At 66.5% G+C, this 14,690-nt stretch carries 17 protein-coding genes, 1 tRNA gene and 1 pseudogene; 13 read left to right on the plus strand and 6 right to left on the minus strand.

Annotation, left to right across the window (positions count from 1 at the left end):
• Nucleotides 1-74 precede the first annotated feature (74 nt).
• Nucleotides 75-299, plus strand: coding sequence for a hypothetical protein (locus tag GXP74_RS38175; RefSeq protein ID WP_182455764.1), 225 nt, complete (start codon nucleotides 75-77; stop codon nucleotides 297-299).
• Here GXP74_RS38175 and GXP74_RS38180 read toward each other — a convergent pair.
• Nucleotides 296-790, minus strand: a complete 495-nt coding sequence (locus tag GXP74_RS38180; protein WP_182455765.1) for a VOC family protein — start codon at nucleotides 788-790, stop codon at nucleotides 296-298. The genes GXP74_RS38175 and GXP74_RS38180 overlap by 4 nt on opposite strands.
• Before the next feature lie 331 nt (nucleotides 791-1,121).
• Between GXP74_RS38180 and GXP74_RS38185 the strand changes: the two genes are divergently transcribed.
• From GXP74_RS38185 to GXP74_RS38195, 3 genes are all read left to right on the plus strand, one after another.
• Nucleotides 1,122-1,382: a hypothetical protein gene (locus GXP74_RS38185; protein WP_182455766.1), complete on the plus strand. Its 261-nt coding sequence runs from the start codon at nucleotides 1,122-1,124 to the stop codon at nucleotides 1,380-1,382.
• A 460-nt stretch (nucleotides 1,383-1,842) separates the two neighbouring features.
• Nucleotides 1,843-1,992 carry a hypothetical protein gene (locus tag GXP74_RS38190; protein WP_182455767.1) on the plus strand — a complete coding sequence of 50 codons (150 nt, stop codon included), beginning with the start codon at nucleotides 1,843-1,845 and terminating at the stop codon, nucleotides 1,990-1,992.
• A gap of 601 nt (nucleotides 1,993-2,593) precedes the next feature.
• Nucleotides 2,594-2,851, plus strand: a complete 258-nt coding sequence (locus GXP74_RS38195; RefSeq protein WP_182455768.1) for a hypothetical protein — start codon at nucleotides 2,594-2,596, stop codon at nucleotides 2,849-2,851.
• Here the strand turns inward: GXP74_RS38195 and GXP74_RS38200 are convergent.
• Nucleotides 2,848-3,282: a hypothetical protein gene (locus GXP74_RS38200; protein ID WP_182455769.1), complete on the minus strand. Its 435-nt coding sequence runs from the start codon at nucleotides 3,280-3,282 to the stop codon at nucleotides 2,848-2,850. The two genes, GXP74_RS38195 and GXP74_RS38200, sit on opposite strands and share 4 nt — an antisense overlap.
• Before the next feature lie 783 nt (nucleotides 3,283-4,065).
• Here GXP74_RS38200 and GXP74_RS38205 point away from each other — a divergent pair.
• The 4 genes and pseudogenes from GXP74_RS38205 (at nucleotide 4,066) to GXP74_RS41325 (ending at nucleotide 5,482) form a co-directional block, all read left to right on the plus strand.
• Nucleotides 4,066-4,593 carry a DUF6879 family protein gene (locus GXP74_RS38205; RefSeq protein WP_182455770.1) on the plus strand — a complete coding sequence of 176 codons (528 nt, stop codon included), beginning with the start codon at nucleotides 4,066-4,068 and terminating at the stop codon, nucleotides 4,591-4,593.
• A gap of 7 nt (nucleotides 4,594-4,600) precedes the next feature.
• Entirely contained in the window at nucleotides 4,601-5,023 is a 423-nt protein-coding gene (locus GXP74_RS41315; RefSeq protein ID WP_225448481.1) for a helix-turn-helix transcriptional regulator, read from the plus strand.
• A gap of 12 nt (nucleotides 5,024-5,035) precedes the next feature.
• A pseudogene (locus GXP74_RS41320) lies at nucleotides 5,036-5,293 on the plus strand (Scr1 family TA system antitoxin-like transcriptional regulator); the annotation flags it as partial.
• Nucleotides 5,294-5,311: 18 nt separating this feature from the next.
• Nucleotides 5,312-5,482 carry a hypothetical protein gene (locus GXP74_RS41325; protein ID WP_225448483.1) on the plus strand — a complete coding sequence of 57 codons (171 nt, stop codon included), beginning with the start codon at nucleotides 5,312-5,314 and terminating at the stop codon, nucleotides 5,480-5,482.
• A gap of 659 nt (nucleotides 5,483-6,141) precedes the next feature.
• On the opposite strand, the gene GXP74_RS38215 is transcribed toward GXP74_RS41325, so the two are convergent.
• Both GXP74_RS38215 and GXP74_RS38220 read right to left on the minus strand, forming a co-directional pair.
• Nucleotides 6,142-6,489 (minus strand): hypothetical protein, encoded by a 348-nt coding sequence (locus GXP74_RS38215; RefSeq protein WP_182455771.1) that lies wholly within the window; start codon nucleotides 6,487-6,489, stop codon nucleotides 6,142-6,144.
• 349 nt (nucleotides 6,490-6,838) lie between these two features.
• A complete protein-coding gene (locus GXP74_RS38220) occupies nucleotides 6,839-7,108 on the minus strand; it encodes a hypothetical protein (protein WP_182455772.1) in 270 nt (89 codons plus the stop codon).
• 980 nt (nucleotides 7,109-8,088) lie between these two features.
• Here GXP74_RS38220 and GXP74_RS38225 point away from each other — a divergent pair.
• The 3 genes from GXP74_RS38225 to GXP74_RS38235 all read left to right on the plus strand — a co-directional run bounded on the left by GXP74_RS38225 (nucleotide 8,089) and on the right by GXP74_RS38235 (nucleotide 9,919).
• A complete protein-coding gene (locus GXP74_RS38225) occupies nucleotides 8,089-8,346 on the plus strand; it encodes a hypothetical protein (protein ID WP_182455773.1) in 258 nt (85 codons plus the stop codon).
• Nucleotides 8,333-8,686, plus strand: a complete 354-nt coding sequence (locus tag GXP74_RS38230; protein WP_182455774.1) for a hypothetical protein — start codon at nucleotides 8,333-8,335, stop codon at nucleotides 8,684-8,686. Before GXP74_RS38225 ends, GXP74_RS38230 begins: the two co-directional genes overlap by 14 nt.
• Before the next feature lie 99 nt (nucleotides 8,687-8,785).
• The gene (locus GXP74_RS38235) at nucleotides 8,786-9,919 is read left to right on the plus strand and encodes a Fic family protein (RefSeq protein WP_182455775.1); all 1,134 of its coding nucleotides are present in this window, start codon (nucleotides 8,786-8,788) and stop codon (nucleotides 9,917-9,919) included.
• A 184-nt stretch (nucleotides 9,920-10,103) separates the two neighbouring features.
• Here the strand turns inward: GXP74_RS38235 and GXP74_RS38240 are convergent, their stop codons facing one another.
• On the minus strand, nucleotides 10,104-10,694 hold the full coding sequence (locus GXP74_RS38240; RefSeq protein ID WP_182455776.1) for an SHOCT domain-containing protein: 591 nt from the start codon (nucleotides 10,692-10,694) through the stop codon (nucleotides 10,104-10,106).
• 199 nt (nucleotides 10,695-10,893) lie between these two features.
• On the opposite strand from GXP74_RS38240, the gene GXP74_RS38245 reads away from it, so the two are divergent.
• Complete coding sequence (locus GXP74_RS38245; RefSeq protein ID WP_225448484.1) at nucleotides 10,894-11,295, plus strand: TIGR03668 family PPOX class F420-dependent oxidoreductase; 402 nt, start codon at nucleotides 10,894-10,896, stop codon at nucleotides 11,293-11,295.
• 1,089 nt (nucleotides 11,296-12,384) lie between these two features.
• Here the strand turns inward: GXP74_RS38245 and GXP74_RS38250 are convergent.
• A tRNA-Lys gene (locus tag GXP74_RS38250) sits at nucleotides 12,385-12,459 on the minus strand.
• 550 nt (nucleotides 12,460-13,009) lie between these two features.
• Between GXP74_RS38250 and GXP74_RS38255 the strand changes: the two genes are divergently transcribed.
• A complete protein-coding gene (locus tag GXP74_RS38255) occupies nucleotides 13,010-14,599 on the plus strand; it encodes an endonuclease NucS domain-containing protein (protein ID WP_182455777.1) in 1,590 nt (529 codons plus the stop codon).
• The last annotated feature ends 91 nt before the right edge of the window (nucleotides 14,600-14,690 follow it).

The raw sequence follows: 14,690 nt of genomic DNA on the forward strand, positions 1-14,690 counted from the left end.
TCGCTGCACTGCTCGCGCTGTAAGGCCAGGGGAAGTTCACGGGCTGTACCACCCCCGCTCTGACCGCTTGGCACATGGTCGTCGACCTCCAGGAGCAGGGGCCCTGCGGAAACCGGCTCACCCTCTCAAGCACGGATGGTGGCTGGGGGAGCTGTAGCGGCACCATCACCACGAAGTACAACTGCGCGGGCACCACTCCGAACACGCTTCAAACCCAGGTGACCCTCACCATCGAAGCTGGCGAAACGTACACCTCCAGCATCACCGACAGCGGTATCGAAACGGGCGACTGGGTCTAGTCGGCAATCTGCAAGGTCGTCGTCCCGGAGACGGCACCGTCTGACCGGGGCACTTCCTCGGCGTCCCTCCAGAACGCAGAGGCAGTGCCCCGGTCCTCCGCGGCCATGCGAGCGTCCAGGCCCGCGAGGTCTTCAGTGCCGGACTCAACAAAGAACTCGTTGCCCTCAGGGTCGGCCATGGTCACCTCGCCGATGCCCCAGCCCCGGTGCTGCTTTTTCAGCGTGGTAGCGCCCAAGGTGCATAGCCTGGCGACTTCCTGCTCCAGCGTGCCGGCGGCTGGAGTCATGTGCATCCACATCAACGCCTTGGAGCTGTCGATTCGTGCTCCGTCGACGAACAGAAGGGAAACCGGTGCGTCATCGTCGGCGAGCGCTATCGAAATTCCGCCTCCGCCGCCCCGCGTCAGCCGCCCCAGTGCTGAACTCCAGAATTCGGCCATCCGGTTCGGGCTGCGGCACTCGATGACGAGATGGCGCAAGAGAACAGTCACACAAGGACCCTAACCCGCACTTCGGCCCCGCGCGGTGCTTTTCGCTCTGCCTGCTGCCGGAACCGGTGCTCTCGCAGTACCTGAGTGGTCGCGTCGCCGAGCGCGATCGTCGCGGCACTGCGGCACTGTCGTCGGTCTTCACGTCCGTCTCGACGACGTCCCAGCCGTCCTGAACCAACTCGGTGCCGATCGTCCTGGTCTGCTCGTCCAGGTCTACGTCGACCCAGGGCAGGCCGACGCCTTCGGCGAGCGCCGCGCCGCCGGGGTCCGGCACCGCAACGCCCCCAGGAAGCCCGGCTCGGACTCATCGCACACCACCAGGAGAAAGACCGTGACCACACCGGCCGTACGCCCCGACACCGTCGCCCTGCTGGTCGGCCTCGACCTCAACGGCAGCTTCGACCCACGCAACTGGACCCACCCCGACGGGCAACCCCCCACCATCAGCGAACTCGCGACCGCCCGCAACGCCACGTTCCCCGAGATCCAGGCCGTCACCGACCAGCTGCGACATGCAGCTGACGACGCCAGAAACCAGGCCGCCCTCGCCGCCCCCGACGGCACCATCGCCGTCACCCGCACCTGGAACTGATCACGCCGCCCGGCCGGACCGTAGCGGCCGGCCACACCCATCAGGAGAACCCGATGGAATAACGCCAACCGCCCGGACACCGGCCCGCTGTTCAAGGTCTGCGCGTCACCCTGCGAACCACCGGCGGACGAGCACCAGTTGCGACAGGCGGCGGGCCAACCCGCGCTCGCCGCCTGGCAATCCGCTCCTCCCTCCGCGCCTCCAATGCCGCCATCTGCTCAGGCTTCCCGTACCACCACCAAGCGCGGGCCGTCGTACCAACCCAGAACGCCAGGAAAGGGCCATTCCACTCGAAGAACCCGGCCAGCGACACCCCTGCCGCCAAGCTGCGCGTAACCGAGAGCAGCACGACCGGAAGGGACATGAGAGCGGAAAAGGCCGCCTTACGCGCTCGAAGAGACATGTGTGGACCCTATCCGCGCCGCAGTAGACCGGGAATGACAATCCAGGAGACGGAACCATGACCACCCGCATCGCCAAAACGTCCCGCGCCACCAAGACCCCCGTCATCGCCGTGGTTCTGACCCGCCTGACGGGCCATCCGCCGATGCCGACCCATCGGATCCGGCAGCGTCAACGGCAAACGCCGCAGGATCGTCCAGTGCAGTGAGAAGACCTGCGAACTCGTCTGGGTACCCCAGCGCACCCACCTCGCCGACACCCCGCAGGCGGTCTGACATGCCGTCCCCCGAAGAGCGCCGTCAACCTCGCGCGCACGCGCGCGAAACAATCCAGCCGACCGAGCGACTGGCGTACCGCGACTACCGATACCCGGCGCGCATCCGGGCAGTACTGATCATCTGACCGACTTCGGCCGGGATCGTGCGCCGCTGCCGGACGCCCTGCTGCTCCATGTGCTGCTTCTTCCTGCCCACTCGGGCCAGTCGCTACGCTGTGCGGCTTGTCGATCATTACAGGGGGATGATGTGTCCGCTCGCTCCGCGGCGCTCGTCGGCATTGCCGCGCTCGCCCTACTCACCGCTTGTGCTTCAGCGCCTTCGCACACGAGCGTTGGTGCTGTCGTTTCGCACACTGCATCCCCTGCGGCTTCGCCGTCTGCGGCGTCCATCAACGCGCTCGTCGCTCAGCTCGATCCCCAGGTCCAGGGTGCTGTCAACGCCGCCCCACGCGTTCGCGGTACCGATGCACAGGCGCTGTCCACCTTCACTGACATGGGCGGAACCCCTTGTCCGGCTGGGACTGTGAGGGACTTGATCGTCGCCGGGTTTCAACTCCCGAACAGCGGTGCCGGACCGAATCCGGCACCCGCCGCGAAGACCTACCTGGAAAGCAAGGGGTGGCGCTTCGGCCAGTGGGCCTCCGAGGGCCCTACGCCAACGCAAGGCGGGGACCAAATAGCCGTGGCGTCCCGGAACGGCGTCACGATGCTTATCACCTACGACCTGTTCACGTTCCAGGTCGGCGCCACCCTCCCCTGCCTGCCCGGCAAGGTCATTCCCATGGGCTAGCACAGGAGCTTCGCGGGTGGTGCGCCCGGTGCCGACGTTCGGACCGGGCGCGGGTCCGGCCGGCGCGCCGAGCACCGACCGGAGCTTGTGGGCCGGCTACCGGGAGCCGGCCTGCCGATGTACTGGCTGATCGTCTGCGGCGGCCGGTGGACCCAGGCCGGGGACTGGTGGGCTGGGGCGACCTGGTCCCACACGCCAGCGACGTGCTTGCGGAACTCCTGGTTCGACATCTGATGCAGGGGCTTCGGCAGCTCGCCGGGGGTCACGACGCCGTCCGGCGCGGACTCCGGCACCAGCGTCCGGCCCGGCCGGTACGACTCGGTCGCGGCCGAGGCGACGGGGCGGACCTGCTCGATCCACGCACCGTTGACGCCGGGGTGGGCGGTGTAGTCGAGGCCTTCGAGTTCCAGCTCGTCGGCGGTCTCGACCATCTGCCCGCTGTGGTGGATCTGCCGTACCGGTGCGGTCCATGTGAATGATCGCCGGGAAGTTGCGGGTCCGTTACGGTCGGTGCTGATGCTGTGGGTCCTGCTCGACCACAGCCAGGTGGGGCGCGTGCAACAGATCACTGTTCGGCCAATTGGGGCTGCCCAGCGGCAGGGGGCTGGAAGTGTACGAACATGAATCGCGCCCTCACCCCGGTCCTGGCCGTTGCCCTACTGGCGCTGGCAGGCTGCGCTGCCGACTCCCCCACAGCGAGAAGCAACCCCTCCGCCGTGCGCACCACCGGCTCCTATCGGCCGCTCCATGGCCTTTCGGTGTCCCACGCGTACTGCTGCCGCCCGGCGGCCAGTAGGCCCAGCCCGTCAGCGCATCCGGATCGGTAGGCCAAGCGGCGGGGCCCTGCTCAACCTCGGCCAGGACCCCCAGAGTTCAAGCCTACGGGTGCGCAAGGGTGGCTTATAACTGCCTCTGACCGGGGTTACCCATGGGGAGAATCTGCCTGCAACAGACTGCACGCACCCCCAGGGAAGGCGATCACGCCCCTAGACTTCTACGGTGTTGACCCCGACACCGGCAACGAGCACAGCCCCGACCATCTGGGTCGACCCGGGCCCCATCGACATCATCGTCCAGGGCTGGGAAGCCGATGACGCGCTGCTCAGCGACGTCGCCGACGCCCCCGCCCCCGGCCACACCCCGGGCGTGCCGCCGGGAGAAGCAGTCATCAGGATCCCCGGCCCGCATGGTGCCGGCGCTCAGGAGAGCGTGCGATGCAGCAGAAGATGCCCTCATTCGCCGAGCTGCTGGCGGAGACGACGCTCATCGCCCTGCACTTGGAGATGTGTGATCACTACGTCGTCGACGAGGAGGTAGACGACTTCACCCGGCGGCAGGCGACGGGGCAGCGGGATGCCGATCCCGCTTCCCCCAACGGGGCCCCATGGGTGGCCAAGATCAGGGAGGCGACTGCCCGCGGTGTAGCCGTCCGGCGGGTCCGGATCATCTCCGAACCGGCCAGCGACTACATCCGGTACGAGCACGCGGCTACCGACGTGAACACCCCCGCCGGGGAAGAGGTCCGCTGGCTGCCGCGCACCTCGGCGTCCGATCTGGCACTACCCGAAAGCGACTACTGGGTGTTCGATGATCGAGTCGTCCGGTTCCACTACTTCACCGGAGACGGGCGCTGGACGTACGACGAGCTCCGCGACGAGCCGCAGGTCGTGAAGCTGTGCCGGGACGCGTTCGACGCCGCGTGGGACCGCGCGGTCCCGCACGAGGACTACCGGCTCGCCTGAGTCCACCGTGCCCCGCTCCGCATCGTCCGCCGCCCAGGCCGCCCAGGGCGCCCAGGCCGCCCAGGCCGCCCGCGAACGTCTCGCCGCCCAACTGCGGGATCTGCGACTGGACGCCGCCCTCGACGTCCGCCACCACGCCGAACAGTGCGGCTGGTTCGCATCCAAGACCTCGCGGATCGAGACCGGCCGGACCGCCCCGTCCAACACGGACATCCGGACCTGGTGCACCGTCTGCGAGGCCGCCGACCGGGCCCCGGACCTGCTGGCGGACAACCGGCACGCCGACCAGCTGTACACCGAATGGCGCCGCCACCTGGGTGGCGGTCTCCGTCGTCTCCAGGACGACCTGCTGCCGCTGCACGAGCGCACCCGCCTGCAGCGCGTCTACACGTCCAGCCAAATGCCGGGGTTCCTGCAGGCCGCCGACTAAGCGCGGGCCCTACTTATGGGCATCGCCGCGTTCCGGGGCGTGCCGACCGTCGACATCGAGGGCGCGGTCGCTTCCCGGGTGAAGCGGCAGGAGACCTTGAGCAAGGCGGGCCACCGATTCGTGGTGCTGGTCGAGGAGCCGGTCCTCTACAACCGCATCGGTGATCCGGACGTGATGCAGACGCAGCTCACCTTCCTCGCCGGAGCGATGCGGCTGCCCTCGCCGGCGCTGGGCGTCATCCCGTTCACGGCCGACCGCAGGTCGATGTGACAGCTTGAGACGTTCTACATGTTCGACTCGGAGCGGGTGATCGTAGAGAACCTGAGCGCCGAGATCAACGTCACCGCGCCCAGCGAGCTGGCTCTGTACGAGAGGGCGTTAGTCGCCCTCGGCGGTCTGGCGGTGTACGGCGGCGCGGCGCGGACACTGATAGACGCCGCAGCAGACGCACTCCGCTGACGCACCTTCATCGAAGTGCAACAGAGTGCAACGGCATGGATTTCCGGCCACGCCAACCGCCACCCTTGGATTCCTCATCCGCTCCGGCTGACCTCGTGCGCCGGTTGTCGCCGGAGCAGGACCTCCGGCTGCGGGTGGCCTGTAACGACCTGCAGCGCGCACGAGCTGGAGCTGGCGGGCAGCGGACGCCGTGGTGGTAGGAGCACGTTCCCGACGGCACGAAGATCGCGATTCGCGGGCCCGTTGGGAATCTTGCCGGTGCAGCTCCTCGCGCGCTACAACTTGCTCATGTCTCCCGAGCCGTCTCGGCCCACGCCGGGCACGCGGACCGTTGTGCTGGCCCTTGTGGCGGCTATCGTCGTCGGCTGTTCCGTTTTGGCCGTCGTGCCGCAGCACGATGCCCCGCTCTCGGGCATCGGAGGCTTTCTCGCGGGCCTGGCTGTACTGCGTCGGCCTCGGCACCGGTAGCGCGGCCGAGACCTGGGGCCGAGGTGGTCACGGCGACCAGCTCAACCACGGTCGTGACGGCCGTGGTTGACCATCTGCGAGGCGGCTCGGGCACGGTCACGTAAATAGCGGTGATCGCGATGGCGTTCACGATGTCCTGGGCGAGCGCGGCCGGTCGGCGGCCCGGGGCGCGCGCCCCGGGCCGCAGAGGTTCAGTCGTTGATCCCTACGCAGTCCTTCCCCGAGAGCCACAGGGAGCCCTCGCTCCAACCGGTCCGACACTGGTACTTCTCGCCGGTGAACCGGTTGGTGACGGTGAAGTCGGCGATGGGGCCCCACTGGCGGCTGTCGCAGTCCCGGGCGAACACGTTGGGGATATCCGCGTCCAGCTCGTTGCAGGTGATCGCCGTTTCGGCGCGCGGCGTAGCGGCGGCGCGGTCACCTGCGGTCTGGGAGGGGGCGGCCCAGGCGGCCGCCGGTGCGGCTGTGACGAGGAACACCGCCGTACCGGTTACCAGGGCCCGCATGCCGGTCCGGCGTACTCGCTGTGTTGTGGTCATGATGGTCGCTCCTTGAGGAGTGGCTGGGTGTCGGGCATGCCCGGAACGCGCACTGGCCAGCTCCGCACGCGGATCACCGATCACACTCGATCGCGCCGAGCCGATGACGCAGCCGACGCCGGACATCGCGACCGCCGTTAGTGACGGTGCCCCTGGGAACGTTGTCCCGGAACCGCCAATTCGAAAGCAGGTTCGCGTTCGAACCATCCATTCGGGTGTGCGATGGCGGTGACGGCGGTGACGGCGACGGTGTTGACGGCGACGGTGTTGACGATGTCCTGGACCGGTCCGCTGCAACACGCTTCAGTCGGCCCAAAATCCCGGCCCGGCAGGCGGTCCGCTCGTACGGTCAGCGTGACGCCGTCCCTGAGTCGCCCCACGCCAGCCAGGAGTCTGTGATGTCAGCTTGGCCGATCTCGTTGGTCTTCGTCGCCGCCGCGTTGATCTTCGCGTATACGGTCTTCCATGGCGGAGGCGGCACGCCCTTCCCGCCTTTCCCCGCCCCGACCACGACCGGCGTCCCGACCTTCTCGCGCTGAGGCCTGGCGCTGTCCACGGCCGCCGCGGCGGGAACCCTGACGATCGAGCTGCGAGCGAGCAACCCGTGATCGCCGGGCATTCGAGCGAGCAGGGAGCGAGCCCGGCCTGCTTTCGATCACCCGCCCGGCATGAAAGAGGCTCCGGCCAGGGCGGGTTGCCTGGTCGGAGCCTGATCGCCGGTGGGCCGCGTGGGGCTCGAACCCACAACCTACGGATTAAAAGTTCAGTTATCGAATCTTTGAACTAAATCCGTAATACGTCGAACGATGCCACGTAGTGCTACCGAATCCCAGGAAGTCCCACATTTTCCCTGTTCAGGGAGCCTCTAGCGCAGGTGATAGAGGTCGCTAAGAGTTCATCAGTGGTATCGAGTGCTACGTAGTCCCAAGGAGTCCGGACGGACTTCGGCCGGACTTGGCCCCATTCACAGTCGGCCGTGTACCGTTCACGCCCCTCGCTGCAAGCCTCGAAATCAGGAACACGGTAGCCGTGGCAGCGGTATCTAAGCAGGCTCTGCTCGCGGGACGCCGTCTTGTCCAGTACCTACTACCCGGAGTCCGTGTCAACGGACACGCCAGTCGGTAGGTGACGCTGCCGGTTTGAGCCAGAACCTGTTAGTAATCAAGGCCGTTGAAGCACTACCGCTGCCCGTATCGGACTCACCCGTTCAGCTTTGTGATGCCGTGCTGACCGCCATGGCCGCAGGCGTACCCAACTCGACCCGGCGGGCCTACTCAGGGGACTGGGCCCGCTTCACCATGTGGTGCCGAGACGCGGGGCGCCTGCCGCTGCAGGCCTCCGCCGAGACGCTCGTCGAGTACGCCACCCACCTGACGACCGTCCTCTCGACCGCACCGGCCGCCCGGACGCACCGTCCACCATCGAGCGGGCCCTGGCCGCGATTCGCACCGCGCGCCGGTCCGCCAACCACACGCCGCCCGAGACCAAGGGCGCCCGCCTGGTCCTGCGCGGCTACACCGCCGCCCGCGCCAAGTCCAGGGACCTCGCCGACCGGACCCTCAAGGCCACCACCGCCCTGCCAATGACGCTGGGGGGGCGATGCTCGCCACCCTGGACCGCGAAACCCTCGCCGGACGCCGCGACGCCGCCCTGCCGCTGCTCGGCTTCGCCACCGCCGCCCGAGTCTCCGAACTCGCCGCCCTGGACCTGGCCGACGTCACCGAGACCGACGAGGGCCTGCTCGTCCACATGTACCGCGGGAAGGTCCACACCCTGACCGAGGTGGCCGTGCCGTACGGTTCCAAGCCCGTCCACCTACCCCGTCCGCGCGCTGGGCGCCGTCATGGCTGCTGCTGAACGCACCGAGGGCCCACACTGTTCGTGCGTCGACCGGCACGGCCGCGTCGCGCCGCCGATATTCCGCCACGGTCGCCCGATCGGTGACCCCACCGGCCGGATCACCCCGCAGGGCGCCGCGCAGGTGGTCGAGCGAGCAGGCGGCAACGCCGAGCTGCCCGGCTTCTGGTCCGGACACTCCCTGCGCTGCGGCTTCGCCACCGCTGCCCGCCAGGCCAGCCATGACCTCATCGCCATCGGCCGCCACGGCGGCTGGAAGGACGGCAGCAAGGTACTGCTCGGCTACTTCGAGGACACCGACACGTGGGAAGAGAACCCGCTCCACGGGACCGGGCTGTGAGACGGCAACGCCCGATCAGTATCTGCCATCCGAGTGTTGTGCCAATTGACACGCGTCGCAGCAGTTGTCTCGATGACACAATGATGGTGTCATCGGAGCATGATGTACGCGACGCCCACCCTCGACTCCAAAGACTTGTGTGCACTCGAAGAGATCGAGCAGATGCGACAGGATCTTCAGGTCCTCCTGCATCCACGCCCCAAGTGGACCGGGCAGCTGCGCCGAAACCTAACAGCCCGTGCCATCGCAGGCTCGAACACCATTGAAGGCTACGCAGCTACCATCGACGACGTCGAAGCACTCATGGCCGGCGAGGAACCCCTGGACACCAGCGACGAAACCCGCGTCGAGCTTGAGGGCTACCAGCGAGCCATGACCTACATCCAAGGGCTGCACGACGCAGGCCCTGGCTTTCGATACGACGCTGGACTTCTCAATGGCTTGCACTACATGATCCAAGGCCATCACCTGAAGAAGCGTCCAGGCCGCTGGCGAGAGAAGCACGTCTACGTCTCCACCCCGGACGATCCTGCGGTCTCTGAGTACGACGCGCCGGAATTCGAGACGGTGCCTGCCCTCATGGGTGAGTTCATCGACTGGCTCAACGAAGGTGACCTCGACATGCCCACGCATGTCCGGGCGTCCATGGCTCACCTCAATCTGGTGAAGATCCATCCCTGGGAAGACGGCAACGGGCGCATGTCCAGATCCCTGTCGACCTTGGTCTTCTCCCGCGAGAATCTGGTGCCCGCCGAGTTCTCCTCGATCGAGGAGTGGCTCGGATACGGCCAGAACACTTACGCCTACTACCAGGTACTGCGTGACGTGGGCGGTACGCGCTGGAGTCCAGAACGGGACACCCACCCATGGATCAAGTTCTGTCTTCGTGCACACCACCATCAGGCCCAGAGGGCGAAGCGGCGTGTCGACCTGTTCAGTCGGGCCTGGATCAGCCTGACGGAGGCGACAGTCGCTGCTGGCCTGGATGAGCGGGTCGTCTACGCCCTTCTTCCGGCCTTCTGGGGTAACAAGGTGCGTCGCACGGTGTACCAGCATGACGCTGAACTGAGCGTCCAGCAGTCCACGCGGGACGTTCGCGACATGGTTCGGCTCGGCTGGCTGGAGTCTCACGGCAATGCCCGAGGCCGCTACTACACCAGCGGCGTTCGTATGCAGCCCGTCATCAAGCAGGTGGCGAGCTCCACGAAGCAGTACTCGGACCCCTATCGCTAGCTCCCAGAAGGCCACGTTCGACGTCACCCAGGGGCTAGAAGGGCCCGCAGGCCGGGCACATCCGCCCCGCCGACCCTCGTGGCAGCACGGCGCCCCGTGCCGGTCTGGTGCGGGGCGCCTCGTTCTGGTGCGGTGCAGCTGTCCGGAGCCCTGCTCGACCTCGGACAAGGCCTCCGCGCGCAGCCTACTGTCCGAGCAGCCGGCCCTTGGCCGCGGCGAATTCGTCGGACGACAGGATTCCCTGCTGGAGGAGCTGGCCGAGCTTTGCCAGCTCGTCGGCGACCGAGCCCATGCCAGCAGGCGTGGCTTTCTGCTCAAATTGGGTGCGGACGCCGTGGGCCTGGAGCCGGTCGTTGAACTCGGCTGCCTTCCTGGCCTGGCCGTCGACCGTGACACCGGTCAGCATCTCCACGCGCAACACGATCGGCTGTCCGGTGGCGTTGGTGTAGTGGATGTGGATGTTGTTCTCGGTCTCCAGCTCACGGGTTCCGCCCTTGGACCCGGCGGTCAGGAGGCCCGCAACGGCTCCGACCTGGCGTCGGACGATCTGCACGTCGCTGACAACAGCGTACGGGATGATGAGCCGCGTCCAGAACTTCTTGCTGACGTTGCCGGGCTCCATGGCGAAACAGTCGCCCCAAGCCTGCAACATGATGTGGCCGGTCTTCGCTTTGGGGAGTTCGGCCAGGCCACCCTTGTAGATGACCTTGTACTCCGCCAGCGGTTCGGGCGTACCGTCGGCCGGCTCGGCCTTGCTGCTCTTGAATAAACCCATGGTTGCCCCTCGGTACGGTGGGCGGCCAGCCTTGCAGTGGTATGTGATCGATCGTCGGGAAGTTGCCGGTCCGTTACGGTCGGCGCCGAAGCGAATACAGTGATTGGGGGCCCTGCTCGACCTCGGCCAGGACCCCCAACCGCAGCCTACGGGGCGGCACTGACGCGGTACTGTCGTCCCCATAGGACTGGACTCCGACGTGGCTCGGGCGCGGCTCCTGGACGCGCGCGTCCCCCGGCTGGCTACCGTCTCGGGTGCGGGTCAGCCGTACACAGTGCCGATCACGTTAGCCCTGGACGGCAGCACGCTGTTCTTCGTCATCGACAACAAGCCGAAGAGCACTCTGGACCTGCGCAGGCTGCGCAACATCCGCGAGAACCCCCACGTCTCCGTCTTGGTGGACCACTACTCCGATGCCTGGGACACACTGTGGTGGGTCCGGGCAGATGGCCGTGCGGAGATCTGGGAGGACGGGCAGCTGCGGGCCGCTCCAGTCTCGCTGCTCTCCCTGAAGTACCCGCAGTCCCGCGAGCAGGTACCGGAGGGGCCGGTTGTCGCCATCACGATCGAGTCCCTGTCCGGGTGGTCGTTCACGGGCTGACCCGACATCGGCTGCGGGCGTAGCCTTGACTTGCATACCCAAGTGGAGGCCACTTTGCCGAAGGACATCCCACTCTTCCGGCAGATCGCAGACACCCTGCGCGCGGACGTCCTGTCCGGCAAGCTGACGCGGGCATCCAGCGCAACGGTCGCCGTGAACCGCTGACGTGACCGATGGCTCACCGGAGCCTGTGAAGCGCGCCGCTCCTGAATACCGGGGTGGCACGCTTCGACGGTCCCCACTGGTGATAAGCAGTATGGACAAGCGTTCGATTGACAATGCTGCCCGGCCAGCGCGGCACTGTCCGTCCGGCTCGTCGCGCAGGCTTCACGATGCATGCGTACCGGTCTGTCCAACAGAGCGTCATTATCTCCAACGGGCAGCACACGGGCAGCGTTTCGGCCCTCACGTCACTCGCTTGGGCAACGCAAGGTCCAAGTACCCAGCCTGCACAAGCCCATAGGCCAACATCGAAGGAAACATCGCCACTTCCTCGGAGCCTGACCTCATGTCGGATCACGACGCAGCGGACAGCCCCCACCTCAAGCCCTCCTCGGCCCCGGACCCGCGTTGCCGCCCGCCAGTTGCTCATTCTGAGTCCGACCAGGACCCCAAAGACCAACAAGAAGGCTTGGATCAACTACCGGAAAATCGGTGGCTCGAACAGTGGCTCGCCAACGAGCGCCCGGAGGAGACAGGAACACGCCTTGAACGGCCGAGGCCGAAACCGTCACTACCCGACGACCTGCGTGGCCGCCTGCTCTCGTCGCTAACAGCTGAGGACGTCTGGGCATCGATCAAGGAGTGGGACTCGACACGAGGGCGGCTGTGAGCCCACCTCTGCAAGGCTCACCGCACCGCTCTGCACCGTCGGACAGACCTTGGCAAGACCTGGTGAAGCAGGGATGCGCGGGGTCGCAAGAAAACAAGGAAAAATAACACCTGAACCAGGGAAAAGTAGGAGCTTGCCTGCGATCGCCATCTGATCAGCAGAGAAGGCGACTAGTACGCAACCTCTGACCTGCGGATTCGCTTCACAGGAAGCCACTGCGGCGTCGCTGGACATTTCCGCAGGTCAGAGGCGCGATCTGGTGGGCCGCGTGGGGCTCGAACCCACAACCTACGGATTAAAAGCCCGCTGCTCTACCAATTGAGCTAACACCCCGAGCGGTCTCTCTCGGTCCCATCTATGACCGAAAATCCCGTCAGATCCCAGATCGTAGCTGCTCAGAGACCCCTCAACACCTGACCTGGCGGGCGTATGCCTACCTGGTCCGTCTCCTTCGTTACTGCCGTTCACCGATCGTCCCAAGGCGTCCTGGTACGCCACTGGTACGCCAGGGGTACGCCCGCAGACCGGTTCGGAACGCTCGGAGCTCGATCGTCCGATCTGCTCGCGGTTCCGATGGTCGAATTGGCTTCCCATGCAGTCTCGTTCGGTGCCATCCGTGTCCTTAAATCCAATGATTGCCTGGCCAGGAGGCGGTCGCGTCCATTTTGGGATCTGCCAACCCACCTGTTCAGTCCAGCTAAGCGTTGCCCCGTAACGCTGGTGGCGTTGCACCACTCAGCCGCAGGCGGAGGCTGGGGTCGGGAACCGGGCCCTGCGGGCCGCGCCACCGACGATCGCAGGCGCGGGCAGGCTGCGCCGCGCACGACCGTTGATCCACGCCCGCCGAGCTCCTGTCAGTGCATGGCGCTACTGTCTTCGCTCATGACGGCGTTACCCGAACATGAGATCCGCGACCTCTTGGCGGAGCAGCTTGACGTCCTCGAACCAGGACTGACTCTCGTTCGACGCGAGTTTCCGCTGAGTGACCGGCCCCTCCACACGAGGGGCAGGATCGACATCCTCGCCCGCGACCGGCACGGCCTCTGGGTGATCATCGAGTTGAAGCGTTCGACGTCCACCTCGCGTGAGGCGTTGCACGAAGTGGCGAAGTACGCAGAGTTGCTGCAGCGCGACAAGCAGGTCGCTCCGGACCGCATCCGTGCGCTCATCGTGTCGACAGACTGGCGCGAACTGCTCGTGCCGGTGAGCAACATGGCCCGTGACTGGAGCCATGACCTTCGGGGCTACGAGCTCCAGGTTCATGACGACCGGACACTCAGCGTCAAGCGAGTCACACTGCTTCCCACGCCGGCGGAACAGTACGTCACGCCGGTGCACTGCATCTACCTCTACGCAACTCCTCAGGACCGCGACCGCGGGTGGAGGCACATCCAGCGGGTCGCCGCCGAGATCGGCGCACCCCACCTACTCGCCGCCGACTTCGATCGCATCAACGACATGGACACTGTCGTCGCGCACTACGGCCTCTACCTGGGCATCGGCACTGTCGAGTGGGGGAGTGCGCTGTCGGACGCCTCGGAGGCGGAAGGCTACGCCGCGGAGCGCCCGGCCGAGTACGAGGCACTCTGTGAAATCAACGCTCGTGTCCGCTGCGTGGGTGTCGAGTCGGCTCACCCGGGAGTGCTGGGCACTCTGGTCGAGAATCCCAACTGGGACATCACCGGATATCGGGGCACGGGGGCGTTCGCCGCGAACAACGGCGCGTTCGAGGAACACGACTGGCTGCTGATGCTGGCCGGTCATGACCGGGGGGACGGGCACGTCAAGTTCATCGGGACCGCGAACCCCCGGATTGCGAGCCGATGGCGCTCCTTCGTGGAGCAGGCCATGACCAGTCTCGGGGGCAACCCCGTTTGGGAAGTACTCGTCCGAGCTTGGCTGGAGCGAACAGCCCAGCAGCCAGGGGACATCGACGTCTTCCTGTGGATCTACAACCCCTGTGACCTCATCCAGACCGTCGTCTACGGATGGCCGGACGAGGTCGCCCGGTGGGAACCACGCATCACGGCTATCGCGAGCTTCCCCGACGGCAGCAGCTCCGTCGTCGAGGGCAGGCTGTGCACAAACAGCATGGGTGGTGCACCGGGCTTCCATCACTTCGCGCACGAGGTCTACAGCGATCCTGTCAGCTGGATGGTGACCCGATACGGAGGCGCCGCTTGGGTGAGCGACCTGGACTTGGTCCGCCGGCTCGGGCTGACCTACACGTTCCTCGAGATCACCAGCGACCACTCGGGGGCCCCAGCCCCAGAGGATGAGCGCGGCCTCTGGCTGGTCGAGGACGGGCGAGCGAGCCGCTACTCGTCCAACGATCCGGAGTTCCTCATGGCCTTGAAGCTCAACACCTACAGGGGAGACTTTGTGCCCCTTCGTGACTTCTTGAAGAGGTACCGCCATGAGGTCAATGCGCTCCGCCTTGAGTACCTCAGCTGCCTGGACATCAGGCGTTGACGCCACGAAGACCCCTCCGCCGACCAGCGGCGTCTCGACCACCGCTCACTCGGTTCGCCAGGCTGCGACATCAGCCGCTTCCGGCCTATAG

The sequence above is a fragment of the Streptacidiphilus sp. P02-A3a genome, assembly GCF_014084105.1.
Taxonomy (GTDB): Bacteria; Actinomycetota; Actinomycetes; order Streptomycetales; family Streptomycetaceae; genus Streptacidiphilus.